Below are 22,455 nucleotides of genomic sequence, written 5' to 3'. Positions count from 1 at the left end.
TCACGTCCGATTAGCGCCCGCCAATCCGAGCTCAATTTGGAACTGCCGATCGACCACTTCCGCCTGCTCGGCGTGAATGCCAGCTCCGACCGGCAGAGCGTGCTGCGCACCCTGCAGCAGCGTCTTGATCGCATTCCAGACCAGGGTTTTACCCAAGACACACTCCAGGCCAGGGCCGAACTGCTGGAAGCCAGCGCCGACCTGCTGAGCGACGAAACCCGGCGCCAGGCCTACGAGCGGGAACTCACGGCCATCGCCGACAACGCCAACGGCTCCATCGCCGCCCTGGAGATTCCCCCCTCCCGTGAAGTGGGCGGCCTTCTCCTCTTAATGGAGGCCGGCCAATCCCAGGAGGCCTTCGACAGCGCCTCCCGCGGACTGCAGCCGCCCCAAGCCCCCGCCCTGGGCAGCAGCCGCGAAGCGGACCTGACCCTTTTGGCCGGCCTGGCCTGCCAGGGCACCGCTCGGGATTACCGCGATCAACGCCGCTATGAGGCGGCCGCGCTCACCCTGCAGCAGGGTCTGCAGCTGCTCCAACGCATGGGTCAGCAGGCCGAACAACGCCGCAAGCTCGAGCAGGACCTCAAGGAGCTTCTCCCCTATCGCGTCCTCGACCTGATCAGCCGCGACCTCTCCGCCAGCACCTCCCGCTTACAGGGCATCGCCCTGCTGGAGCAACTCGTGCAGCAGCGAGGAGGCCTCGAGGGCCATACCGATCTGACCTTCCCCCAAAGCGAGTTCCAGCCGTTCTTCAAACAGATCCGTCAATTCCTGACGGCCCAAGAACAGGTGGAGCTCTTCAGCCGTTGGGGCGATTCAGGCTCCGCCACGGCCGACTTCCTGGCCAGTTTTGCCCTCACCGCTTCGGGGTTCTCCCAGCGCAAACCGGAGCGGATCCTGGAGGCCTACGAGCGTCTAAAAAACAGCGGCCAACCCGGCATTGAGGTCTTCCTCTCCTGCCAGCAACTGCTGCTCGGTCAGGTGGATGAAGCGGAGCGTCTCTTCGAGTTGGGAGCGGATGCCGCCCTGAAGCAGTGGGCCATGGAGCAGGGAGACGACCCCCTGGCACGCCTCTGCGCCTACTGCCGCGACTGGCTGACACGAGAAGTGCTGGAAGGGTTCCGGGACATCGACGTCGACGCCAACCTCGATGCCTGGTTCGCGGACCGGGATGTGCAGGCCTACATCGACCAACAGGACCGCATCCGCGGCCGCCAGTTCAACGCCAAACCAAGTTTCGAGGTGCCGGCTGCGACAGAGACCAGCACCGCCTTTGGGGACTGGCCGAGCTTCGACCTCGGCGGCAGCAGCGAAACCCCGACAAACCTCGAGACCCTCGACGAGGAGGAGGAGGGCGACGATGAGCTCTGGGATGGCCCCCGCTGGAGGCTCCCGGCTCTACCCGAACTCCAATGGCCCCAACTCGGCAGCCTCAATGAGCGGCTGCAGGAACTCCCCAGCTGGGGGCGGCCCGTTGGTGTGGCCGTGGTTGTCATGGCCCTTGGTTTTGGCGGCTGGGTGGCGCTGAAGCCCCGCGAAGCCGAGGTGGAGACCGCAACCAGCGGCAGCAATGCGGCCCTTGTTCAGCCTGAATCGACCGCCCCCGCAGCTCCGGCCCAGGCCAACCCCTTCCCCCTGAGCGATCCCGATCCCAGCGCCAGCCAACTGCAGGGCCTGCTCGAGGCTTGGCTGAGCGAAAAAGCCGCGGTCCTCGCCGGTGAAGCACCGAGCGAGACCCTGGCCGACCTGGCCCGCCCCGATCAGATCCAGCGGCTTCAACGCCAGGCCCAAGCCAACCGCCAGCGCGGCGCCACCGAAACGGTGAACACCACCATCACCGGCTTCAAGATCAGCGAGCGCTCCGGTGTGCGCATCGCGGCCCAGGTGGCTCTGACCTACAGCGATGAACTCCGGACCAAGGCCGGCAAAATTCTGAGCCGAACCCCAGAGATGACCCTGCGCAACACCTACATCTTTGGCCGCAAAAACGGCAGCTGGCAGCTGGTCGCCTACAAGCCCACCGCCAAGAACTGAGTCTCCTGACCCGCTCTCGAGACGGTCGCTTTTTACGATCAGTCGATCACAGGCCCCCCCATGTTCGACGAGCTCTCCCAACGGTTTGAAGATGCCGTCAAGAACCTGCGCGGTCAGGGGGCGATCAATGAGGGAAATATCGACGGTGCGCTCAAGGATGTGCGCCGGGCCCTGCTGGAGGCCGATGTCAGCCTTCCGGTGGTCAAGGACTTCGTCGAGGAGGTCCGCAAAAAGGCCCTAGGGGCTGAGGTGGTGCGAGGCGTCAGCCCCGACCAGAAATTCATTCAGGTGGTGCACGAGCAACTCGTGGACACCATGGGCGGCGAGAACGCTCCCCTGGCCGCCGCGGGAACAGAAGGCGCCCCAGCTGTGGTGCTGATGGCCGGCCTCCAGGGCGCCGGCAAGACGACCGCCACCGCCAAGCTCGGCCTCCACCTCAAAGAGAAAGGACGCAAGGCGCTGTTGGTGGGCGCCGACGTCTACCGCCCCGCGGCCATCGAGCAGCTCAAAACCCTGGGCGGACAGATCGGCGTTGAGGTCTTCAGCCTGGGCACCGATGCCAAGCCAGAAGCCATCGCCGCCGCTGGCCTTGAAAAGGCCAAAGCGGAGGGCTTCGACACCGTCCTGGTGGACACCGCCGGCCGCCTCCAGATCGACATCTCGATGATGGAGGAGATGGTCCGCATCCGCGAGGCCGTGCAGCCCGATGAGGTGCTGCTGGTCGTGGATTCGATGATCGGCCAGGAGGCCGCCGAACTGACCCGGGCCTTCCACGATCAGGTGGGCATCACCGGTGCAGTCCTCACCAAGCTCGACGGCGACTCCCGCGGCGGTGCGGCCCTCTCGATCCGCAAGGTCAGCGGCGCCCCAATCAAATTCATCGGTACCGGGGAAAAGGTTGAGGCGCTTCAGCCCTTCCACCCGGAGCGGATGGCCAGCCGCATCCTCGGCATGGGCGACGTCCTCACCCTGGTGGAGAAGGCCCAGAAGGAGGTCGAGCTGGCCGATGTGGCCAAGATGCAGCAGAAGCTCCAGGAAGCCACTTTCGACTTCTCGGACTTCGTTAAGCAGATGCGCCTGATCAAGCGCATGGGCTCCCTGGGCGGCCTCATGAAAATGATCCCGGGGATGAACAAGATCGACGACGGGATGCTCAAGCAGGGCGAAGAGCAGCTCAAAAAGATCGAAGCGATGATCAGCTCCATGACGGAGGCCGAACGCAGCGACCCCGACCTGCTGGCCGCCAATCCCTCCCGCCGGCGCCGGATCGCCAGCGGCAGTGGCCACACCGCCGCGGATGTGGACAAGGTGCTGCAGAACTTCCAGCAGATGCGGGGCTTCATGCAACAGATGACCCGCGGTGGCGGCATGCCTGGAATGCCCGGCATGGGCGGCTTCCCCGGTATGGGTGGCATGCCTGGCATGGGCGGCGCTCCCGCCGGCCGCGGTGGCCGTGGCGGTGGGATGCCGAAAGCCCCGAAACCCGCCAAGAAGCGCAAGGGCTTCGGCCAGCTCTAAGGGACGTCACCCCAGAGAGTATTGTTGTCGTTTGCGCGCGGTTCCCTGGGGAATCACCGCACCTTTATCCAGTCAGTAAGGCAAGGCCACAATGATCAAGCTCCGCCTGAAGCGGTTCGGTAAAAAGCGGGAAGCGAGCTTCCGCCTGGTGGCCTGCAACAGCACCTCACGCCGTGACGGTCGTCCCCTCGAGGAGCTGGGCTTCTACAACCCCCGCACCAAGGAGACCCGTCTCGACACTGAGGCCATCCGTGCCCGTCTCGCCCAGGGCGCCCAGCCCACCGAGGTCGTTCAAACCCTGCTCGAGCGCGGCGGTCTGATCGAGAAGAAGGTGCGCTCCTCTGTGGTCGTCGGCCAGAAGAAGCAGGCTGCCATCCGCGAGGCTGCTGCCAAGCAGGCCGCTAAGGAAGCAGCTGAAGCCAAGGCCGCCGAAGCCGCTGCCGCTGCAGAGGCTCCCGCTGAAGAAGCAACCGAAGCCTGAGGCATCCCCCAATGCCCGAGGCTGAAAGCCTCACGGCCTTCACCATCGACCTTCCCGACCAGGACGCCGCCATGGCCCTGGCTGGTGAAGCTGAATCAACCCTGCATCGCCTGGAAGCCCTGACTGGTGCTTCCTTGGTGCTGCGGGGTCTTTCCTTGCAGATGCGAGGCCGCCCCAATCAATTGGAGCGGGCCGCAGGCCTGGTTGAACTGCTGCGTCCCCTCTGGCAGGAAGGACAAAGCATCACCCAGGTGGATGTGCAAACAGCCCTCTCTGCCCTGGACACCGGCCGAGGGGAAGAGCACCAACAGCTCGGGAAACAGGTCCTAGCCCGCAGCCAGAGCGGCAAGCTGCTGCGGCCACGCACCCTTAAACAGAAGACCTACGTCGAGGCGATCGAGCGCCACGACCTCACCTTCGCCCTCGGTCCCGCTGGCACCGGCAAGACCTTCCTGGCTGCAGTCCAGGCGGTTCGGGCCCTGCAGGAACGAAAGGTGGAGCGGCTGATCTTGACCCGCCCCGCCGTGGAAGCCGGCGAGCGACTGGGCTTTTTGCCAGGGGATCTCCAACAGAAGGTCGACCCCTACCTGCGTCCCCTCTACGACGCCTTACACAGCCTGCTGGGTCAGGAGCGAACCGCGGCGCTGATCGAGAAGAACGTCATCGAGGTCGCCCCGTTGGCCTACATGCGCGGAAGGACCCTGGCAGAAGCCTTCGTGATCCTCGATGAGGCGCAGAACACCACCCCCGCTCAGATGCGAATGGTGCTGACCCGTCTGGGCGAAGGCTCGAAGATGGTGGTCACGGGTGACCCCACCCAGATCGATCTTCCCCAAGGTCAATTGAGCGGCTTAATCGAGGCGGCTCAGGTTCTCGACGGCGTGGAGGGAATCGCGGTCTGCCGGCTCAGTGCCGCCGATGTGGTGCGCCATCCCCTGGTGCAGCGCCTGGTGACCGCCTACGCCGCCCGGGACGCAGCCCGCGCCCGGCGTTAGTCGGGGGATCCACACCCCTTCAAGGCACACAACCTTGAGATCGCTGGCAGGATGAGGCCAGTCATCCTCTGTGCCATGCCGGCCAGCAGCAATTTCCAGGAGGCCATCCGCGACGCGCAATCCAGCGCTCTCGTGGGGCCCAACGTGGTCAATAAGGCGCTGCCCTACGTGGGTGGCGGCATGGTGCTCACCGCCGGTGGCGTGATGGGCGGCCTGGCCCTGTTGGCCAGCAACCCCGCCAGCTTCATGCCCCTGTTCTGGGTGGCCCTGATTGGCAACTTCGTTCTGTTCTTCGTGGCTCAGAACGTGGCCCTGAAGGCCAACAACAGCACGGCCCTGCCGCTGATGGCGGCCTACAGCCTGATCACCGGCTTCACCCTGAGCGGCATCGTGGCCCTGGCCATTGGGACCGCTGGCATCGGTGCGATCGGCACCGCCGCCCTGGCCACCGGCGTCACCTTTATGGCGGCCTCGGTGATGGGTCGCCGCATGAGCGACAGCGTCGGTCAGGCCCTGAGCGGTGTCGTCGGCCTGGGCATCCTCGGCCTGGTCATCGCCATGGTCGTCCAGATCATCGGCGGCATCTTCGTGCCCGGCTTCGGCATGGGCGGCATGGAGCTGCTGATCGCCGGCTTTGGCACCGTGATCTTCGTGGGCGCGGCCTTCGTGGACTTCTACACGATGCCCCGCACCTACAGCGACGACCAGTACCTGGCCGGTGCGCTGAGCATGTACCTGACCTACATCAACCTGTTCATCTTCATCCTGCGTCTGGTGATCGCCCTCAACGGTGGCGGTCGCCGCGACTGATCCAGATCAACGCCTTCAAGCCAAGCGCCCCAGACGGGGCGCTTTTTTTGTGGCTCCGTGAAAGCAAAGACTTAGCCCTCGGCCACAGCCAAGATCGCCTCAGCAATCGCCGCGGTCTGCCCGGCGTCGTAGCCCCAGCGCTTGAGAAAGGCCACGTCCTCACCACGGCCATCGGTGGCCTCCAGCAAGATTTCCAGCCGCGCCTTCACCGCTTCAGGATCCAGCAGCCGCAGCAACTCGGTGCAGCGCGATTGCACCCGCTCCGATCCCGCCTGCTGAGCCGCGTCAGCATTGCGCTCGTGATGCAGCGCCATCGCCGTGCTCATGGCCAGGTTGCGGGCACTGAGGTCCACCACCCCATCGCCGGCCTGGCGCAGGGCGAACACCACGGCGTCCGGCAAGCGATCCATCAGCGGGCAATCCCCCGCCAGGGACACCACAAAGAAGCCCCGGGCACCATCACGGCTGGCCACCAGCTCAGAGACCCGATCGCCGATCACCTCATCGCTGAGTTCGCCGTTCTCCCACAGCCCGAGCCACTGGGCCGTGATCTCCATCGCCTGTTGAAACGTGGGCTCCAGCGGGGCGGCTTCAGTCATGGGGGAGGTTGAACTGCCAAGGTGAGGCTATGGAGTCACACGACCAGCTGCCGCCTTTCCCAGATCTCAGTGATCTGCCGGCCGAGGCCGTGGCCGAGGGCTTCACCCTGGGGCAGAGCCCCGAAGGATTCCGCTCAGGCTTTGTCGCCCTGGTGGGACGGCCCAACGTGGGCAAGTCCACCTTGATGAATCAGTTGGTCGGGGAGAAGGTGGCCATCACCTCTCCAGTAGCCCAGACCACTCGGAACCGGCTGCGGGCGATCCTCACAACCCCCACGGCGCAGCTGGTCCTGGTGGACACCCCTGGGATCCACAAACCCCATCACCTCCTCGGGGAGCGCCTGGTGCAAACCGCCCGCGGCGCCATCGGTGAAGTCGATCAGGTGCTGCTGCTGGTGGATGGCAGCCAGGCCGCCGGCCGCGGGGATGGCTTCATCGTTGAGCTGCTCGAGCGCACCAAGGTGCCCGTCCAGGTCGCCCTGAACAAATGCGATCTGGTGGATCCGGCCCAGGCCGCCGAGCTGGAGGCCAGCTACCGCGAACTCGTTCCCGGCTGGCCCCTGCACCCCGTCAGCGCCCTGAATGGCGATGGGACCGAGGCCCTGGTCAATGCCCTGGCGGCCGAACTGCCGGAAGGGCCGCACCTCTACCCACCCGATGCGGTCAGTGACCAACCGGAGCAGCTGCTGCTAGCGGAACTCATCCGCGAGCAGGTCCTCCAGCACACCCGTGAAGAGATCCCCCACTCGGTCGCCGTTCAAATCGAGCGGGTCGTGGATGACAAGGAACGCACCGCGGTCCTGGCCACGGTCCTCGTGGAGCGCACCAGCCAGAAGGGCATCCTGATCGGCAAGGGCGGGCGGATGCTGCGCCAAATCGGCACCGGCGCCCGGCAGCAGATGCAGAAGCTGATTTCTGGACCGGTCTACCTGGAGCTCTTTGTCAAAGTCGTTCCCAACTGGCGCCGGAGCTCATCACGCCTGGCGGAATTGGGGTACCGCGGCGACAGCTGAGAGAATCGCCCAATGAGCGACAACGCCTCCTTCCCTCCGGACTCAATCGAAGCCTTCCTGCACCTCTGTGAAGGCGAGTGGATGTGCCTGCGATCCCGTTTCGTCCTCGGTGATGACAGCGACGCCGGAGAAGGCGACGAGTGGCACAGCAGCGAGCGCGGGGAGCTGGTGGTCCGCCACCTCGAGGGCAACCCCGGGGGGCTGAGCGTGGGGCCCAAGGACCAGACACCCAAGCAGCTTCAGTTCCAAGCCGATGGCCAGTTCCAAGCGGGGGAGCAGCAGGGCCGCTGGACCCTCTGGCCCGACTGCAGCCTGGAGCTGATCCTGGAGCAGGGCGACAGCGAGATCCGCGAGCGGATCTGGTTCAACAAGCCCAACCTGCGCCTGCGCTCCACCATCGAGCAGCCGGCCGATGGCACCCCTGGACGCGCCAGCTTCAGCTCTGAAATCCGCCGGGTCAGCCGGCCCGCCGCCTGAGCGATGCGTCTCGATGTGGTCAGCCTGACCCCGGAAGCCTTTGCGCCACTGCAGGGTCTTGGGGTGATCGGCCGCGCCTTCGCTGCCGGCCGCGCTGAGCTCCACGTGCACAACCCGCGGGATTTCGCCACGGATCGCTACCGCAAGGTGGACGACGAGCCCTATGGCGGCGGTGCCGGCATGGTGCTCAAGCCGGAGCCGGTCTTTGCCGCCTTCGAGTCGATCCCGGTGCAACCGCGCCGGCGCACCCTGTTGATGTCACCCCAGGGGCAACCCCTGCGCCAGGTGGACCTACGCCGCTGGTCTGCGGACTACGACCAGCTGGTCTTCCTCTGCGGCCACTACGAGGGATTTGATGAGCGGATTCGCTCCCTGGCCGACGAGGAAGTCTCGATCGGAGACTTCGTGCTGACCGGCGGCGAACTGCCGGCGATGACGATCATCAACGGCGTGGTTCGCCTGTTGCCGGGCACCGTCGGCACCGAGGCCTGCCTGGAGGAGGAGAGCCACAGCGCGCTGCTGCTGGAGCACCCCCACTACACCCGCCCGGCGGACTTCCGCGGCATGACCGTTCCGGATGTCCTGCGCAGCGGCGACCATGGCGCCATTGCCCGCTGGCGCGCTCAGCAGCAGCAAGAGCGCACCCGCGAGCGAAGACCTGATCTCTACGCCCGCTGGCAAGCGGAGCAGCAGACCTAACCCTGCTGCTGGAAACCCTTGAGGGCGGAGATCAAGGCTGCCGGGCTTTGGGGGTCCACCATCAAGACGCTGCCCCCAGGGGCCTGGGCCATCTGCTCGCCCATCGCCATCCAATCGCCAGCCAGCAGCAGGCGCATCGCTTCCGCCGCCTCAGGATCGGCCTGAATCGCCTTGGCTAAACGGGTGGATGCATCGGCGCGGGCCTGAGCCAAGAGAGCCTGTTGCTTGGCCTGGGCTTCCGCTTCCAGCAGCAGGGCTTCCTGCTTGGCCTTGGCATCGAGCACCAGCGCTTCAGCCCGCCCCCGGGCCGCATTCAGCTGGGACTCCTTCTCGCCTTCCGAGCGCAGGATCGCGGCGCGCTTCTCCCGCTCCGCGGTCATCTGCTGCTCCATCGCCTGCTGCACGCCGCGGGAGGGTTGGATGTCCCGCAGCTCCACACGGGTGACCTTCACCCCCCAGGGGTCGGTGGCGGAATCCAACTCCCGCAGCAGCGCCTCATTCACCTCCTGGCGCGTCGTGAAGGTCTGATCCAGATCGAGCTTGCCCATCTCAGCACGGATCTGGGTCAACACCAGGTTGACCATCGCCGCCTGAAGGTTGTCGACGGAGTAGTAGGCCCGCTCGTGCTCCAGCAGTTGCCAATAGACGACCGCATCCACCTCAATGGCGACGTTGTCGCGGGTGATGCACTGCTGCGGCGGGATGTCGAGCACCCGCTCCTTCAGCGACTCATGGCTCACCACCCGCTCGACCACAGGAAGCACCAAGGAGAGCCCCGGCTGCAGCTGCCGGTCGTACTTCCCCAGCCGCTCCACCAGACGGGATTGCCCGCCGCTGGTGACCTTGATGCTGTTGAGCCCCAAAAAGGCCATGACCACCAGGGCCGGCAAGCCAAACAGCGCTTCCATTGGCCCAATCGCTCAGTCAGCTTCAAGCTAGGCAGCAGGTGCCTGATCGCAACCCCGTGACTGCGCTGCTCTGGTTTCTGGTTGCCTTGGCCCTCTTGGCCCTGGAGTGGCTCGGGGTGGAGTTCGACGGACTGCTCGCCGCGGCCCTGGCCGCCCTGTTCGTCTCGCTGCTCTGCGCCTGGTTGCCCCTGAACCTGGGGCTGCAGCTGCTGCTCTTTGCCTCTGGCTCGCTCGCCCTGCTTCTGCTGCTGCAGCGCTGGTCCGCGCGCAAGCGGGAGCGGGCCATCCGCCAGAGCGACGCGGCCCAGTACGCCGAGGTCATCAGTGGCTTTGATGCAGGAAGTGACCAGGGTCGGGTGCTCTGGCACGGCCAAAGCTGGGCAGCGGAGAACCTGGAGCCTGGGCAAGCGCTTCAGCCCGGCAGCCAGGTGCTGGTGATGGGCCGGGACGGCACCAACCTGCAGGTGCTGCCGAGCGCCTAGGTTCCAAAACCAAGCGCAACCGGCACCCATGCCACTCCGCATCGGCAACGGCTACGACATCCACCGGCTGGTGCCGGGTCGGCCGCTGATCCTGGGCGGCCAACGGCTGGACCATCCCGCAGGCCTGGGACTCGATGGCCACAGCGATGCCGACGTGCTGGTGCACGCGATCATGGATGCCCTGCTGGGGGCCCTGTCCCTTGGGGACATCGGCAAGTACTTCCCCCCCGACGACCCGAAGTGGAAGGGTGCCGACAGCCTGGTGCTGTTGGAGCAGGTCGTGGCCTTGGTGCGTGAGCGGGGCTGGAGTGTCGTGAACGTCGATTCCGTCGTGGTTGCCGAGCGCCCGAAGCTCAAGCCGCATATCGAAGCCATGCGCTGTGCCATCGCCGCGCGCATGGGTGTGGAGCCCGATCAGGTGGGCGTCAAAGCCACGACCAATGAAAAGCTCGGCGCCGAGGGCCGTGAGGAGGGCATCTCCTGCCAGGCCGTGGCCCTGCTGCAGAAACCATGAGCCTGCTCGCTAGGGTCGCCGCACTCGCGCTCTGCCTGGCGATGCTGCTGGCTGGCCATCCCGACGTGGCGATTGCCACCAACGACCAGCCCGGCGGTCAACTGGAGGTGGTCGTCGTTGAGCACCTACGGATCAAGGTGCCGGCGGAGGGTCGCGCCGCCTGGATGCAAGCCGAGCAGGGCAGTTGGGAACCGTGGCTGCAACAGCAAGCCGGTTTCCTGGGCCGCGAATTGCTCTGGGACAGCGAACGGGAGGAAGGCACGCTGCTCATCCGCTGGGCCAGCAAAGAGCAATGGAAAGCGATCCCCGAAGCCGAGGTGGAGGCCGTGCAAGAGCGTTTTGAGCAACTCGCCCGCGAAGCCACGGGCCAACGGCAAGGCAATCCCTTCCCTCTGGTCTTTGAAGGGGAACTGATCCCGGCTGCATGAGCGAGCAGGCCCGCCTGGATCTACAGCGCCGCCAACGCCTCGGGATGGCGGAGGCCATTTGGGGAGAGCACAAGAGCGCCGAGCAGATCGCCGCGATCCTGGTGCGGCAGCAGCGAAGCGGCGAGCTGGCCCTGGCCACCCGAGTGGATGCCGCCAAGGCCCAGGCCGTCGCCGCGTTGCTCGCGAATGACCCGCAGCTGCAGTTCCACACGGACGCGCGTTGCCTGAGCCTCGGTTCAGCTGCAGCCGCCAGGCCCGCGCTGGGGGACGTGGTGGTCCTGAGCGGCGGCACCAGTGATCTCCCAGTCGCCGCCGAAGCGCAGCTCGCTCTGCAGTGGCACGGGATTGCCTGCGAGCTGGTGCTGGATGTGGGCGTGGCGGGTTTGCACCGCCTGCTGGACCAACTCGATCGACTGCGCCAGGCCCGGGTGCTGATCGCCTGTGCCGGCATGGAAGGAGCACTGCCCACGGTCCTCGCTGGCCTGCTGCCCCAACCGGTGATCGGGGTTCCCGTCAGCGTCGGCTACGGCGTCAGCGCCGGCGGCCAGGCAGCCCTCCACGGAATGCTGGCCAGCTGCGCTCCAGGCCTCAGCGTGGTGAATATCGACAACGGCTATGGCGCCGCGATGGCAGCCCTGCGGATCCTGCTCAGCAGTGGGGCCGCAGCGGAGCGGTAAGCGGGCGCTCCAACTCCAGCACCGCTTCCACCCAAAGACGCATAGAGCGGGGCAGGCGCCCCTGTTCATAGCGGTCCAAGGCCTCCATCAACACGGGGGTGTTGACCCACTGCATCGATCGCCGAGCCATGCACGCAACGCCGGTGCTCCGCAGTGTGGTGAGCAGCCCTGAACCGTGCAACCGGGCTGAGACGAATCTGCGGCCGACCTTCAGGATTGGCTCTCAAAGAGCGCCGGACCAGCGCTCAGACCTCGTCGCGGCGGCTGAGCCACTCCAGCTCCCGTGCACACTCTTCGCTCTCCACCTTGTTCAAACGGCTGAGGAGCGCCTGCAGATCCACGCCAGCCAACTCACCATTGGCATGCCACTTCATGGCAGAGGTCTCCGTGGAGTGGCGCGGGGTGGACACGTATGAAAAAAGAAGTTCTCAGACCTTAGAGATTCCGCCCGACGAAGAACAACCGCTTCAGCCGATCAGGAGCCGAAGAGTTTCTTTAATTCCTCAAATCTTGAGGAAATCAAAAGAGGCAAGATCAAAGATGTTTGAGCTGCGGATAGGCCGTAATCAGCTCATCGGCACTGAGGACATCGCCGGCCCCATCGGGCTGCCAGATCACCTCCAGGGCCAAGAGCTGACTGGAGGGAACCGAGCCCAGGATGCGTAGGGTCTCGCGCAACTCCTCGGACCCATTCACTGGCTTGAGGGTGAGGCGACTGCGGCTGGCCACCAGAAGGGTGACGGCGATGTAATCGCTGACAGCATCAGCGTCACCAGCCTGGCTGCCGGTGTTGGCGCTGACTGTCCCGGAAACATTGCTGGTGACCTCGCTGCGCAGCTTGCTGCGCTCGGTCATCGAGAGGCGGTTAAACGTGGATTCCGCCGCTTGGAAGGGAACCTGCCCCACCTCAGCGTTGGCATAGACCCAGAGATCAGGCTGACGCAGCAGGGCCAAGGTGCTGTCCTGCAAGACCCGCTGCAGGCCGCTGCTGGTGCTGGTGTCAGCACTGCCCGCGAGCTCCCGCAGATCGCGCTGCAATTCCCGAGCCGAGGCCAGCAGCCCCACCTGCAGTTGGGCGATCGAGACCGGTCCATCGCTCTGAGCACGATCGATCGAACCGCCTCGCATGCCAGCCGGCAGGGAGGCGCCACCACCACCGCCGCCACCGCGGACCGCATTCACCAGCAAGCCCACCACGGCCATCAGGATCAAGAAGCCAAAAAGGCCGCCCCCACCAAAGAAGAAGGGCACCACAAAGGGGAAGCCAAAGCCGCCCCCATAGCCCCGCTGATAACCGCCGCCGCGGTAGCCGCCACCGCCGTAGCTGCGGGGCATCGGGGCGGAACGGAAGCTGCCGCCGCCAATCCGACCACCGCTCGCCGCCTGGCTGGCCTGCGGCAACGCCAGCAGAAGTGTGAGCACCAGGGCCGGAACCATCAAGCCACTGAGCAGCCGGCGCACGAGCGAGGAGGGACGTGAAGCGGCCACGGCAGAGCTCTAGCTCGATGGAATCTAAGAACCCCCGCCGACGATGGTGACCACCTCCAGACCATCGGCTTCCCGAACCGGCTGTTCAGCCCAGCGGGCCCGCGGCAGGATCTCGCCGTTGAACTCCACCACCACCAGTTGGGGTCTATAGCCGAGGTGCTCGAGCATCTGCACCAGGTTCAGACCCTCCGGGCAGCTGGTGGCTTCGCCATTGACGCGAACCTGAATCATCCCTGCAGCGCCTCCAGCAGTTCACGGGCGGCCTGGGCCGGATCAGGAGCCTCGGTGATCGCACGCACCACAGCCACCCGGGTGGCACCGGTGGCCAACACCGCCGGCAGATTCCCCTTCTCAATCCCACCGATGGCAAAGAAAGGAATGGCGCTCTCTGCTGCCGCCTGCCGGACGTAATCCAATCCCACTGGCTCACGGCCAGGCTTGGTGGGTGTGGCGTTGACCGGTCCGACACCGACGTAGTCACAGCCATCGCGCATGGCCTGCTGCAACTGCTCCAGGGCGTGGGTGCTGCGGCCGATCAACTTCTCAGGGCCGAGCAGCTGCCGTGCCAAGGCCGGCGGGAGATCCCCCTGGCCGAGATGCACGCCGTCGGCATCCACCGCCAGGGCGATGTCGATGCGGTCGTTGACCAGAAACAAAGCGCCGTGGCGACTGCAGAGCTGCCGCAGCGCCTGGGCCTGCTGAAGGCGCACCGCATCGGTCATCGGTTGGCCATCGGGAGCCAGGCTTCCGTCCTTGGCGCGGTACTGCACCAAACGCACACCCCCCTCAAGAGCGGCCTCCACTACGGCCTCCAGCCGGGGCGAAGGACTGGTCACCAGATACAAACGCGCAGCCCGAAGGCGCTCACGCCGCTCCTGCCCGCTTGCACTCGCTCGGATCACATCCACCTCCAGGTCGTAGAGGGCGTAGCGAACCGCCGCGGCCTCCTCAGCCAGGCGATCATCCACGCCACGGCCGAATTCCTCCAAGACCCGCAGGGCCTCCTGGACGCGGCCGCAGTTCGCCGCCACCACCGCCTGCGGCTGCTCCCGCTCCCGCTGGGCGGGATGCGCCATACCCGTGGCCACATCGCCAGCGGCGTCGCGGGCCTGCTTGTAGCGCTCGTCATGCAGCCGACCCAAGCGTTGGCGCATGTCCTTGCTGCGGGCCACCAGATCCGCTCGATCGAGGCCAAAGCGGCACCAGTCCTCGATCACCCGCAGCCCCTCACGGGCGCGGTCGAGGTTGGCATCGAGCAACCGCAACACCGCCGCCGGCTGTTCAGGTGTGGTCATGGCGTCTGCACGGGCAGGGCTCTCTGCTTAGGTTTGAGGCGCAATCCAACAGGAATGGCGATGGCCCAGGGCGAATCCGACAGCCCGATGGTGGTGCTGATCTCAGGGATTCTGCTGCTGGGGGCGATCGTCGCCTTCATCAGCTGGGGCCTAACCAACGCTTACCCCGCCAGCTGAGTCCAAGAGCCCAGCCGCGCACTCGGCGTCGCGCTGGATTTGCTGCACCAGGGCCTCGAGGTTCTCAAAGCGCTGCTGCGTTCGCAGCAACCGCACCGGCTCCACCATCAGGGTTTTACCGTTGAGCTCCAGGGTTCGGCCGAGCAGATGGACCTCAACCGCCGAGGGAGCCGTGGGATCCACCGTGGGCTGGGGCCCGAGGTTCATCACCGCCGCCAGCCGCTCCTCACCGAGCCAGGCCCAAGCGGCATAGACCCCCTCAAGGGGCAGAAACTTGCGGCCGTCCACCTGCAGGTTGGCGGTGGGCCAACCCAGCTGACGGCCCAAGCCGCGGCCACTGACCACGGTCCCGCCAAAGCGGTAGGGACGGCCCAGCAGCCGAGTGGCCTCCAGCAGATCCCCCACCGCTAGCGCGCGGCGGATGCGACTGCTGCTGAATTGCTCCTCCCCTTCCGCCAGCAGGGGTTGGATTTGGACCTCGATACCCCGTTCCGCGGCCAGCTGCTGCAGGGTCTTGGTGTTGCCGCTGCGGCCCGCCCCAAAACGGAAGTTCTCGCCGACCACCACGAAGCCGGCCTGCAGCTGCTCGTGCAGCACCTGCTGCACAAAGGCCTCGGGGGAAAGCGACGCCAGCTCCTTGGTGAAGGGGACCAGGACCAACTGCTCGATCCCCAGGGGCTCCAGCAGGCCCAATTTCTCGGCGGGCAGGTCCAGCCGCAGGCGGGCCTCACCAAAGAGAACCTCCCGGGGGTGGGGCCAGAAGCTGACCACCGTTGGCACAAGATCCAGCTGTGCGGCTCGTTCAGTGACGGCCGCGATCACGCTGCGATGGCCCGGGTGCAAGCCGTCAAAACTGCCCAGAGCCACCGCCGTGGGGCGCTTGGCCTGCCCTGGATCGAGCAGCGGTATCACTGGCCTGCGCAAGCAGAAATCGAGAGGAGCTGGAGCGCTGCAATCACAACCAAAAGCGCTTGAAGCCTCGCCAGGAGCATCCTCCCATGGCAGGTTTGGGCATCCCCCCACGTCCCATGGCCGATCGCCTCGACTTTCAGCTGCTCTCCCTAGGGCTGAGGCGAATGGCCTGGATCCGGTTTTGGACGCAAACCGCCCTGGGGATTGTGGTTGTGGGGGTCCTGCTCTTCAACAACATCGGCGGCAGCCTGGCCCGCAACTCCGAGCGTGCCCTGGGACTGGGACCGGGCCTCTCCCTAACCACCATCTCGTTCTTTGTGCTGCTTTACAGCCTCTGGCAGGGCTGGCTGACGGTGCGCCTTGGCCGGGCCCTGGGCAGCACCGCTAAACCCAGCCGCAGCGAAGCCGGCAAGCTCATCAAACGAGGACTGCTGGCGGATGTGCTCGGGCTGGTCTTCGCCTCGGTGGGCTACCAGTCCTTAGCGGGCAGCTTGTTTGTTCAGGCTTCGCTGCAGGCCCCGGGCTTCTTTGGCTCTCCGGTGGGGGGCACCAGCGCCCGCAGTCTGGTGGGCTATCCGATCACCTCGATCGAGATGCTCTCAGTGCTGAGCAACACCCAGGTGCTCTTTGCCCACACCATCGGCTTGATCTTCTCGCTCTGGTTCCTGCAGCGGATTTACCGGACGAAGTGAGGCTGCTTCAAGGCTGAGAGGTCGCCGCGCCAGAACAGCTCGGGCTGCAGCGGCGTGAGTGAGACACCGCCATGGGCCACATGGGCCACATCGATGGGCCACTCCTTGGGACCTGCCACCTCGGCCTCCAGGTCATTGGCCACCTCTCCGGCCAGCCAGAAATACGTGCGCCCCCGCGGGTCGGTGCGTTTGACGAATTGATCGGTGTAGCGGCGCACCGCCTTGCGGCACCAACGCAGTTGCCCGATGGACTCCATCGGCAGGGCCGGGACGTTGAGGTTCAGCAGCATCCCCTTGTCCCAGTCCTCGCGGCGGCTCTGCTCGGCCACGTCCAGGGCAATGCGGGCGGAGGCCTCAAACTCCCGCCACTTGTAATCCGCGCAGCTCACCGCCAGGGCAGGGAGACCTTCGATCGTCCCCTCCATCGCCGCACTGACCGTGCCGGAATACAGGGTGTCGGTGCCCAGGTTGGGGCCGTGGTTGATCCCCGAGAGGACCATCTCGGGCCACTCCTCCAACAGAGCAAAGAGAGCCAACTTGACGCAATCGCTTGGGGTGCCGCTGCAGGCCCAGGCGGTGACGCCATCGGCAAAGAGCTCATCGGCGCGCTCAGCCCGCAAAGGGGACTGCAGAGTCAGACCGTGGCCCGTGGCGGAACGCTCCTGATCGGGGCAGACCACCGTGACCTGGTGACCTCGCCGAAGAGCTTCAGCTGCCAAGGCACGGATGCCATCAGCGAAGACACCATCGTCATTACTGATCAGGATCCGCACGGTGCCGTCTCGCCTGGCCCGAGGCTAAGGGCCTTGAAACAGGCGTCTACCTAAAGTCGGCGCTCGTTGAAGCCGATCCTTGAGCGCCACCGTCAGCCTGCAGCAGCTCACCGATCAACTCGATCAGCTGGAGGCCGAAGCAGCCCAAGAGATCGCTGCCGCCGCTGATGCCGCTGCCCTCGAGGACCTGCGGGTGGGTCTCCTTGGCAAGAAGGGCCGCCTCTCCGGGGTGCTGGGGGCGATGGGCAAGCTGCCCGGCGATGAACGGCCAGTGGTGGGTCAGCGGGCCAACGTGCTCAAAGAGCAGGTCCAAACCCTGCTGAGCGACCGCCTGCAGGCCGTGAAGAGTGCGGCGATGGCCGAGCGGATCGCCAGCGAGACCCTGGACGTGACCATGCCGGCGAGCTTCACGCCGGTGGGCTACCGCCACCCCCTGATCAGCACGATCGAAGAAATCGTCGATATCTTTTCTGGCCTCGGTTATCAGGTGGAGGAAGGGCCTGAGATCGAGAGCGACTTCTATAACTTCACGGCCCTGAACATCCCTGAGCACCACCCAGCTCGGGACATGCAGGACACCTTTTATCTGGGTGATCACCAACTGCTGCGAACCCACACCTCCCCGGTACAGATCCGCCACCTGGAGAACAACGCCCCGCCGATTCGCATCATTGCCCCTGGCCGCGTCTATCGCCGCGATGCCGTCGATGCCACCCATTCCCCGGTGTTCCACCAGGTCGAGGTGCTGGCCATTGATGAAGGTCTGGACTTCAGCCACCTGCGCGGCACGGTGACCTCCTTCCTTCAGCAGTTCTTCGGCGATCTGCCGGTGCGCTTCCGCGCCAGCTACTTCCCCTTCACCGAACCCTCCGCCGAGGTGGATGTGCAGTGGCGTGGTCGCTGGCTGGAAGTGATGGGCTGCGGCATGGTCGATCCGGCAGTCCTCCAGGGCATGGGAATCGACCCCGAGCGCTACAGCGGCTTCGCAGCGGGCCTCGGTGTGGAGCGCTTCTGCATGGTGCGCCACGGCATCGATGACATCCGTCGCCTGTTCACCAGCGACCTGCGTTTCCTCGAACAGTTCTGATCCCCATAAACTCTGGGGGGACCACCTGAGCCGCTCTTTGCCCTGCGTCGGACTGATCATTAACGACGGCAAGGACCTGGCCCTGTCCACTGCCGACACCATTGAGGCCCGCCTGAGGCAGGCGGGCTACGACGTCCTGCGCGCCAGCAGCGCCGCTGGAATGGTGGGGTTCGCCAATCCAGAGCAACATCTGCGCAGCAAAGGCCATACCGCCTGCGTCCCTTCCCACTTCCAAGCCGGAATGGATCTGGCGATGGTGCTGGGGGGCGATGGCACGGTGCTCTCCGCCACCCGGATGACGGCACCGATCGACGTGCCGATCCTGACCATCAACACCGGCCACCTCGGCTTCCTGGCCGAGACCTACCTGCCCAAGCTGGAGGAAGCCCTCGAGCAGGTCATCGCCGGAGACTGGACCGTGGAGGAGCGGACCACCTTGGTGGTGACCGTGATGCGCGGGGACCAGCGCCGCTGGGAGCTGCTCTGTCTCAACGAGATGGCGTTGCACCGCGAACCGATCACCTCGATGTGCCACTTCGAGATCGCCGTTGGCCGCCACGCTCCCGTGGACATCGCCGCAGATGGCGTGATCCTCTCCACCCCGACGGGCTCCACGGCTTATGCCCTGAGTGCCGGCGGACCGGTGATCAGTCCCGACTGCCCGGTGCTCCAGCTCACCCCAATTGCCCCCCACTCCCTGGCCTCCCGGGCCCTGGTCTTCAGCGATCACGAACCGGTGACGGTCTTCCCCGCCACACCCGAGCGCTTGATGATGGTCGTGGACGGCAACGCCGGCTGCTACGTCTGGCCGGAAGACCGGGTCCTAATTCGCCGCAGCGAACACCCCGTGCGCTTTGTGCGCCTGGCGGACCACGAGTTTTTCCAGGTGCTGCGCAACAAGCTCGGCTGGGGCCTGCCCCACGTGGCGAAACCCGGCAGCGCCGCTTGATGAACGACGCCGCCGTCCTGCTGCTGGGGGAGACGCCAGAAGCCCTCGCCGAGCGACTGAGTGCATCGGGCTATCGCCCTCTGATCGGCGAGGCCGGCCGGCAGCAGGCCGCCCAAGACAGTTGTGAACTGGTGGTGCTCTCCGCCGAGTGGGGAGCACGCATCCCGGAGCTACGCCAAAGCCTGGGATCCATTCCGATGCTGCTGGACATCGTGGAAGACAGCGTCGCGGCCCGCTCCCAGGTGCTGCTCCAGGGCGGCGACGACTTCTGGCTGTCTGCTGCGGGCGCCAGTGACCTACTTACCCGGCTGCGGGTGCACCTGAAATTGCAGGACAAGCAGCGGCCACCTCGGGATCTGCTGCAACTGGGGGACCTGACGATCGTCCCGAGCCGCCACGAGGTGCGCCGCAGCGGCCAGAGCATCGCCCTAACCGCGCGGGAGTACGCGCTGCTGGAGCTGCTGATGCAGCACGCCCGCGAGGTGGTCAGCCGCGAGCGGATCCTGGCAACGGTCTGGAGAGATCAGCAGGGCACCGCGAGCAATGTGATTGAGGTTTATGTCCGCTACCTGCGTCAAAAGCTGGAGACCGGCGGCGGCAAGCGCCTGATCCACACCGTCCGCGGCCGGGGCTACTGCCTCAGCGACGGTCCGCCCCAGCTGGGCTGAAGCGATGCCAACCCCAGCCCTCCCTCCGCAACAGTTGCCGATTGAGGCGCAGTGGTGCCTGCAAGACAAACAGCCCTGCATTGCCCTGGAGGTGGCCCGCAGCCAAGAGCAGCAGCGACTGGGCCTGCAGGGCCGACCGCCCTTGGCTCCGCTTCGGGGGATGTGGTTTCCCTTCCCCAAGCCGCAACCCCTGCGCTTTTGGATGCACAAAACCCCGGCCTCCCTCGACATGGTCTTCCTTAATGGCAACCGGGTCATTGCCATTGAGGCCAACACGACTCCCTGCCCGAACCTGCCCTGCCGCAGCTACGGCCCCCAAGGCCCTGGAGATGGGGTGGTGGAGCTCGGAGCCGGAGAAGCCAAGCGGCTGGGGATCAGCGTGGGCAGCCCCGTCCGGATCAGACCGCTGATGGATCACCCCCGCGCGATTGAGCAACCAACTCCAAGGAACTGATTCTGTGAACCCTGCACGCTTATTTGACTTGAACCATCAGCTGGCCATCGTGACCGGAGCAGGTGGCGGTCTCGGCTCTGAATTAGCCCGGATCCTGGCCGCTGCTCAAGCTCATGTTGTTCTCGTTGATTGCAATCTGAAGGCGATGGATGCCCTCGTTGCAGATCTTCAAGACCAAGGGCAGTCCTGTTCAGCCTATGGGTGTGATCTCACCGACTCCGCGGCGATCGAAGACTTAATCGGAAGGATTGAGGATGAGCACAGTCAGATCGATGTTCTGGTGAATTGCGCGGGCATTCTTGGGGCCGACGCCCCGATGTTTGCCATTGAATCGGATGACTGGGACGCCGTGATGGCGGTCAATCTCAAAGCGACTTGGCAACTCTCAACCCGTGTTGCCAAGGCAATGCTGGAGCGTGATGTCCCGGGGCGGATCATCAACATCTCCTCATCGCTGGGGGGGCGAGCCCAACTCAATCAAATCCACTACGCCACTTCCAAAGCAGCCGTAGAACATCTCACTCGCAACATGGCCATGGAGCTTGTGACCCACAACATTCGGGTGAACTGCCTCGCACCGGGCTGGATTGCAACACCGATGGTTTCCGCCATCCTCGATGGCCCGGATGGTGAGCGCTGGCGCCGCTCCATCCCGATGAGACGGGCAGCCCAACCGCATGAGTTGGCCGGGTCGCTGCTCCTGCTTGCATCTCAGGCCTCGAGCTACATGACAGGAAGCGTGCTACGCGTTGATGGCGGTTACGCCTATCGCGGCATCGAGTGCAGCGATTAAGCAGCGACTTTTTTACCCCTCAACACCAGGACAGGATTAAGCGGGGCCAGCCGAGTCCCATCCGCCAGCGGGGCACCGCGCCAAGCCTGGTGTTGACTGATGCTCACCTGCAGGCCGGCCTGCTCGAGCACGGGGCGCAGTTCCGCCAGGGCCTCGATGGTGGCCAGGGGAATCACGACCACACCACCGGGCCTAAGCCGCTCCAGGACCGCAGCCAGCACCGCCGCACGCTCGCGGCCGCCACCACCAATCAGCACGCGATCCGGATCCGGCAGGTCCGCCAGCGCCTCCGGAGCACGGCCCTCCACCACTGCGGCTGGCCGCACCCCCAACCGCTCCGCATTGGAGGCAATCAACGCAGCCGACCCTCCCCGTTGCTCTAAGGCCCAGAGCTGCAGGGCGGGTCTGAGCCGCAGTGCCTCCAGGCCAACCGAGCCCACCCCGGCCCCCAGATCCCAGAGGACCCCTGCAGCAGGGAGATCTAGATCCGCCAACAGCTGAATGCGCACCTCCCGCTTGGTCATTAGACCAGGGCGATCGGGATGCTGCAGGTAGAGCCCATCGGCAATCCCGATCAAGGGCAACTGCTCGGGATCCGGCTGCTCTGGGGGCTCCGCCAGCAGGACCACTAGATGCAACGGATCGAGATCCCGGGGCAGCTCCGCTGCAGGGGCCAGCCGTTGCACCCGCTCTTCCGGGTGCCCGAGGCGTTCACACAACCACAGCCCGTAGGCCTGCTCCAGCCCGGAGGCCCGCAGTAGCTCCCGCACTTCCGCCACCCCACCGCGGCTGGGGTCGGTCAGCACCGCCAGGGCTTCAGGGCGCTGCTGCAAGCGCGCAGCCAAGGCAGCTGGGTCACGCCCGTGCAAGCTGATCCAGCTGGCGTTCTGCCAGGGACGAGCCAGCCGGGAGAAGGCGAGCTGGAGGGAGCAGGGGGAGGGATGGAAACGCAGCCGCTCTGCCCCCAGACCCTGGATCAACAGGCGCCCAATGCCAAACCAAAGGGGATCACCACTGGCCAGCACCACGGCCTGCTGCTGTCCTTGGAGCTGATCGATCAGGGCAGCGGGCTGATCACTCGCGATGAGTGGGGCGCCACTCCAACCCTCCCAACGCTGCAGCGATTCATACAGGCGATGGGGGGCCGCCACCAGGGTGGCCTGGCGCAACAGCTGTTGCTTGTCGAGGGGCAGTGATGCCGGAGCGCCCGCGTCGGTGCCGATCACCTCAATCATGGATGCATTCTGCTGCTGAGCGATGAACCCCTCTGATCGCCGTCAACGCCTGCATGAGTTGGTCGTCGCGCTGATCGCGCAACAGAGCGACCTCGACCTGCTCGATGACGACAACAGCGGCAGCCTGGCGGTGGCCCAAGGCAACCCCGCTGGCTGGCTGGAGCGCAACCGCCGCGTAGTGCAGCGCTACCAGTCCCTGGTGCGTTCAGCCGCCACCCTCGATGCCCTGGTGGAACAGGAGGCCAACGAACGGGCCAACCCCTCTCAACTCTGACAAGCTGGCGGCACTGTTAGCTG

General features: G+C 65.6%; 29 protein-coding genes. 19 read left to right on the top strand and 10 right to left on the bottom strand.

Annotation, left to right across the window (positions count from 1 at the left end):
• Positions 1-36: 36 nt before the first annotated feature.
• The 5 genes from MY494_RS11575 (at position 37) to MY494_RS11555 (ending at position 5,838) form a co-directional block, all read left to right on the top strand.
• A complete protein-coding gene (locus MY494_RS11575; protein WP_247910383.1) occupies positions 37-2,034 on the top strand; it encodes an IMS domain-containing protein in 1,998 nt (665 codons plus the stop codon).
• Between the two features lie 60 nt (positions 2,035-2,094).
• A complete protein-coding gene (gene ffh, locus MY494_RS11570; protein WP_247910382.1) occupies positions 2,095-3,552 on the top strand; it encodes a signal recognition particle protein in 1,458 nt (485 codons plus the stop codon).
• 91 nt (positions 3,553-3,643) lie between these two features.
• Positions 3,644-4,033 carry a 30S ribosomal protein S16 gene (gene rpsP / locus MY494_RS11565; RefSeq protein WP_247910381.1) on the top strand — a complete coding sequence of 130 codons (390 nt, stop codon included), beginning with the start codon at positions 3,644-3,646 and terminating at the stop codon, positions 4,031-4,033.
• Between the two features lie 11 nt (positions 4,034-4,044).
• Positions 4,045-5,028: a PhoH family protein gene (locus MY494_RS11560; RefSeq protein ID WP_247910380.1), complete on the top strand. Its 984-nt coding sequence runs from the start codon at positions 4,045-4,047 to the stop codon at positions 5,026-5,028.
• A gap of 75 nt (positions 5,029-5,103) precedes the next feature.
• Positions 5,104-5,838 (top strand): Bax inhibitor-1 family protein, encoded by a 735-nt coding sequence (locus MY494_RS11555; RefSeq protein WP_247910379.1) that lies wholly within the window; start codon positions 5,104-5,106, stop codon positions 5,836-5,838.
• A 71-nt stretch (positions 5,839-5,909) separates the two neighbouring features.
• Here MY494_RS11555 and MY494_RS11550 read toward each other — a convergent pair whose 3' ends face one another.
• Positions 5,910-6,437 carry a hypothetical protein gene (locus MY494_RS11550; protein WP_247910378.1) on the bottom strand — a complete coding sequence of 176 codons (528 nt, stop codon included), beginning with the start codon at positions 6,435-6,437 and terminating at the stop codon, positions 5,910-5,912.
• A gap of 29 nt (positions 6,438-6,466) precedes the next feature.
• Here MY494_RS11550 and era point away from each other — a divergent pair, with 29 nt between their 5' ends.
• From era to trmD, 3 genes are read left to right on the top strand one after another with little or no spacing between them, the layout of a single operon-like run.
• On the top strand, positions 6,467-7,450 hold the full coding sequence (gene era, locus MY494_RS11545; protein ID WP_247910377.1) for a GTPase Era: 984 nt from the start codon (positions 6,467-6,469) through the stop codon (positions 7,448-7,450).
• A 12-nt stretch (positions 7,451-7,462) separates the two neighbouring features.
• Positions 7,463-7,927 (top strand): phycobiliprotein lyase, encoded by a 465-nt coding sequence (locus tag MY494_RS11540; RefSeq protein ID WP_247910376.1) that lies wholly within the window; start codon positions 7,463-7,465, stop codon positions 7,925-7,927.
• Between the two features lie 3 nt (positions 7,928-7,930).
• A complete protein-coding gene (gene trmD / locus MY494_RS11535; protein WP_247910375.1) occupies positions 7,931-8,626 on the top strand; it encodes a tRNA (guanosine(37)-N1)-methyltransferase TrmD in 696 nt (231 codons plus the stop codon).
• Here the strand turns inward: trmD and MY494_RS11530 are convergent.
• Positions 8,623-9,534 (bottom strand): SPFH domain-containing protein, encoded by a 912-nt coding sequence (locus MY494_RS11530; RefSeq protein WP_247910374.1) that lies wholly within the window; start codon positions 9,532-9,534, stop codon positions 8,623-8,625. The genes trmD and MY494_RS11530 overlap by 4 nt on opposite strands.
• Positions 9,535-9,572: 38 nt before the next feature.
• Here MY494_RS11530 and MY494_RS11525 point away from each other — a divergent pair, with 38 nt between their 5' ends.
• The 4 genes from MY494_RS11525 to larB are packed head-to-tail and all read left to right on the top strand — an operon-like array spanning position 9,573 to position 11,635.
• The gene (locus MY494_RS11525) at positions 9,573-10,016 is read left to right on the top strand and encodes an NfeD family protein (protein WP_247910373.1); all 444 of its coding nucleotides are present in this window, start codon (positions 9,573-9,575) and stop codon (positions 10,014-10,016) included.
• A gap of 28 nt (positions 10,017-10,044) precedes the next feature.
• Positions 10,045-10,530 carry a 2-C-methyl-D-erythritol 2,4-cyclodiphosphate synthase gene (gene ispF, locus MY494_RS11520; RefSeq protein WP_247910372.1) on the top strand — a complete coding sequence of 162 codons (486 nt, stop codon included), beginning with the start codon at positions 10,045-10,047 and terminating at the stop codon, positions 10,528-10,530.
• On the top strand, positions 10,527-10,958 hold the full coding sequence (locus MY494_RS11515; protein ID WP_247910371.1) for a TIGR03792 family protein: 432 nt from the start codon (positions 10,527-10,529) through the stop codon (positions 10,956-10,958). The genes ispF and MY494_RS11515 overlap by 4 nt, the downstream gene beginning before the upstream one ends.
• A complete protein-coding gene (larB, locus tag MY494_RS11510; RefSeq protein ID WP_247910370.1) occupies positions 10,955-11,635 on the top strand; it encodes a nickel pincer cofactor biosynthesis protein LarB in 681 nt (226 codons plus the stop codon). Before MY494_RS11515 ends, larB begins: the two co-directional genes overlap by 4 nt.
• On the opposite strand, the gene MY494_RS11505 is transcribed toward larB, so the two are convergent.
• From MY494_RS11505 to MY494_RS11480, 6 genes are all read right to left on the bottom strand, one after another.
• Entirely contained in the window at positions 11,607-11,765 is a 159-nt protein-coding gene (locus MY494_RS11505) for a hypothetical protein (RefSeq protein WP_247910369.1), read from the bottom strand. The genes larB and MY494_RS11505 overlap by 29 nt on opposite strands.
• Positions 11,766-11,880: 115 nt before the next feature.
• Complete coding sequence (locus MY494_RS11500) at positions 11,881-12,045, bottom strand: hypothetical protein (protein ID WP_247910368.1); 165 nt, start codon at positions 12,043-12,045, stop codon at positions 11,881-11,883.
• A gap of 124 nt (positions 12,046-12,169) precedes the next feature.
• Positions 12,170-13,072 (bottom strand): DUF1517 domain-containing protein, encoded by a 903-nt coding sequence (locus MY494_RS11495; protein ID WP_247912047.1) that lies wholly within the window; start codon positions 13,070-13,072, stop codon positions 12,170-12,172.
• Positions 13,073-13,147: 75 nt separating this feature from the next.
• Positions 13,148-13,354, bottom strand: coding sequence for a sulfur carrier protein ThiS (gene thiS / locus MY494_RS11490; protein WP_247910367.1), 207 nt, complete (start codon positions 13,352-13,354; stop codon positions 13,148-13,150).
• Positions 13,351-14,418, bottom strand: coding sequence for a thiamine phosphate synthase (locus tag MY494_RS11485; RefSeq protein WP_247910366.1), 1,068 nt, complete (start codon positions 14,416-14,418; stop codon positions 13,351-13,353). The genes thiS and MY494_RS11485 overlap by 4 nt, the downstream gene beginning before the upstream one ends.
• Positions 14,419-14,568: 150 nt before the next feature.
• Positions 14,569-15,507: a bifunctional riboflavin kinase/FAD synthetase gene (locus tag MY494_RS11480; RefSeq protein ID WP_247912046.1), complete on the bottom strand. Its 939-nt coding sequence runs from the start codon at positions 15,505-15,507 to the stop codon at positions 14,569-14,571.
• Positions 15,508-15,623: 116 nt separating this feature from the next.
• Between MY494_RS11480 and MY494_RS11475 the strand changes: the two genes are divergently transcribed.
• Entirely contained in the window at positions 15,624-16,199 is a 576-nt protein-coding gene (locus tag MY494_RS11475; RefSeq protein ID WP_247912044.1) for a DUF3611 family protein, read from the top strand.
• Here MY494_RS11475 and surE read toward each other — a convergent pair.
• Positions 16,184-16,972 (bottom strand): 5'/3'-nucleotidase SurE, encoded by a 789-nt coding sequence (surE, locus tag MY494_RS11470; RefSeq protein ID WP_247910365.1) that lies wholly within the window; start codon positions 16,970-16,972, stop codon positions 16,184-16,186. The genes MY494_RS11475 and surE overlap by 16 nt on opposite strands.
• 79 nt (positions 16,973-17,051) lie before the next feature.
• Between surE and pheS the strand changes: the two genes are divergently transcribed.
• Genes pheS through MY494_RS11445 form a run of 5 tightly spaced genes read left to right on the top strand, consistent with a single transcriptional unit; the run spans position 17,052 to position 20,923 of the window.
• Complete coding sequence (pheS, locus tag MY494_RS11465) at positions 17,052-18,059, top strand: phenylalanine--tRNA ligase subunit alpha (protein ID WP_247910364.1); 1,008 nt, start codon at positions 17,052-17,054, stop codon at positions 18,057-18,059.
• Positions 18,060-18,096: 37 nt separating this feature from the next.
• Positions 18,097-19,008, top strand: a complete 912-nt coding sequence (locus tag MY494_RS11460; protein ID WP_247910363.1) for an NAD(+) kinase — start codon at positions 18,097-18,099, stop codon at positions 19,006-19,008.
• Positions 19,008-19,676 carry a response regulator transcription factor gene (locus tag MY494_RS11455; RefSeq protein WP_247910362.1) on the top strand — a complete coding sequence of 223 codons (669 nt, stop codon included), beginning with the start codon at positions 19,008-19,010 and terminating at the stop codon, positions 19,674-19,676. The genes MY494_RS11460 and MY494_RS11455 overlap by 1 nt, the downstream gene beginning before the upstream one ends.
• A gap of 4 nt (positions 19,677-19,680) precedes the next feature.
• Positions 19,681-20,130, top strand: coding sequence for a DUF192 domain-containing protein (locus MY494_RS11450; protein WP_247910361.1), 450 nt, complete (start codon positions 19,681-19,683; stop codon positions 20,128-20,130).
• A gap of 28 nt (positions 20,131-20,158) precedes the next feature.
• Positions 20,159-20,923: an SDR family NAD(P)-dependent oxidoreductase gene (locus MY494_RS11445; RefSeq protein WP_247910360.1), complete on the top strand. Its 765-nt coding sequence runs from the start codon at positions 20,159-20,161 to the stop codon at positions 20,921-20,923.
• Here MY494_RS11445 and cbiE read toward each other — a convergent pair.
• Entirely contained in the window at positions 20,920-22,158 is a 1,239-nt protein-coding gene (cbiE, locus tag MY494_RS11440; RefSeq protein ID WP_247910359.1) for a precorrin-6y C5,15-methyltransferase (decarboxylating) subunit CbiE, read from the bottom strand. The two genes, MY494_RS11445 and cbiE, sit on opposite strands and share 4 nt — an antisense overlap.
• Positions 22,159-22,180: 22 nt before the next feature.
• Between cbiE and MY494_RS11435 the strand changes: the two genes are divergently transcribed.
• A complete protein-coding gene (locus MY494_RS11435; protein ID WP_247910358.1) occupies positions 22,181-22,432 on the top strand; it encodes a hypothetical protein in 252 nt (83 codons plus the stop codon).
• The last annotated feature ends 23 nt before the right edge of the window (positions 22,433-22,455 follow it).

Origin of the sequence: Synechococcus sp. A10-1-5-1 (genome assembly GCF_023115425.1) — a bacterium.
In the GTDB taxonomy this organism is placed as follows: Bacteria; Cyanobacteriota; Cyanobacteriia; order PCC-6307; family Cyanobiaceae; genus Vulcanococcus.
Note: the sequence above shows the minus strand (reverse complement) of the source record. Positions and strands in the feature narration are given on the sequence as shown.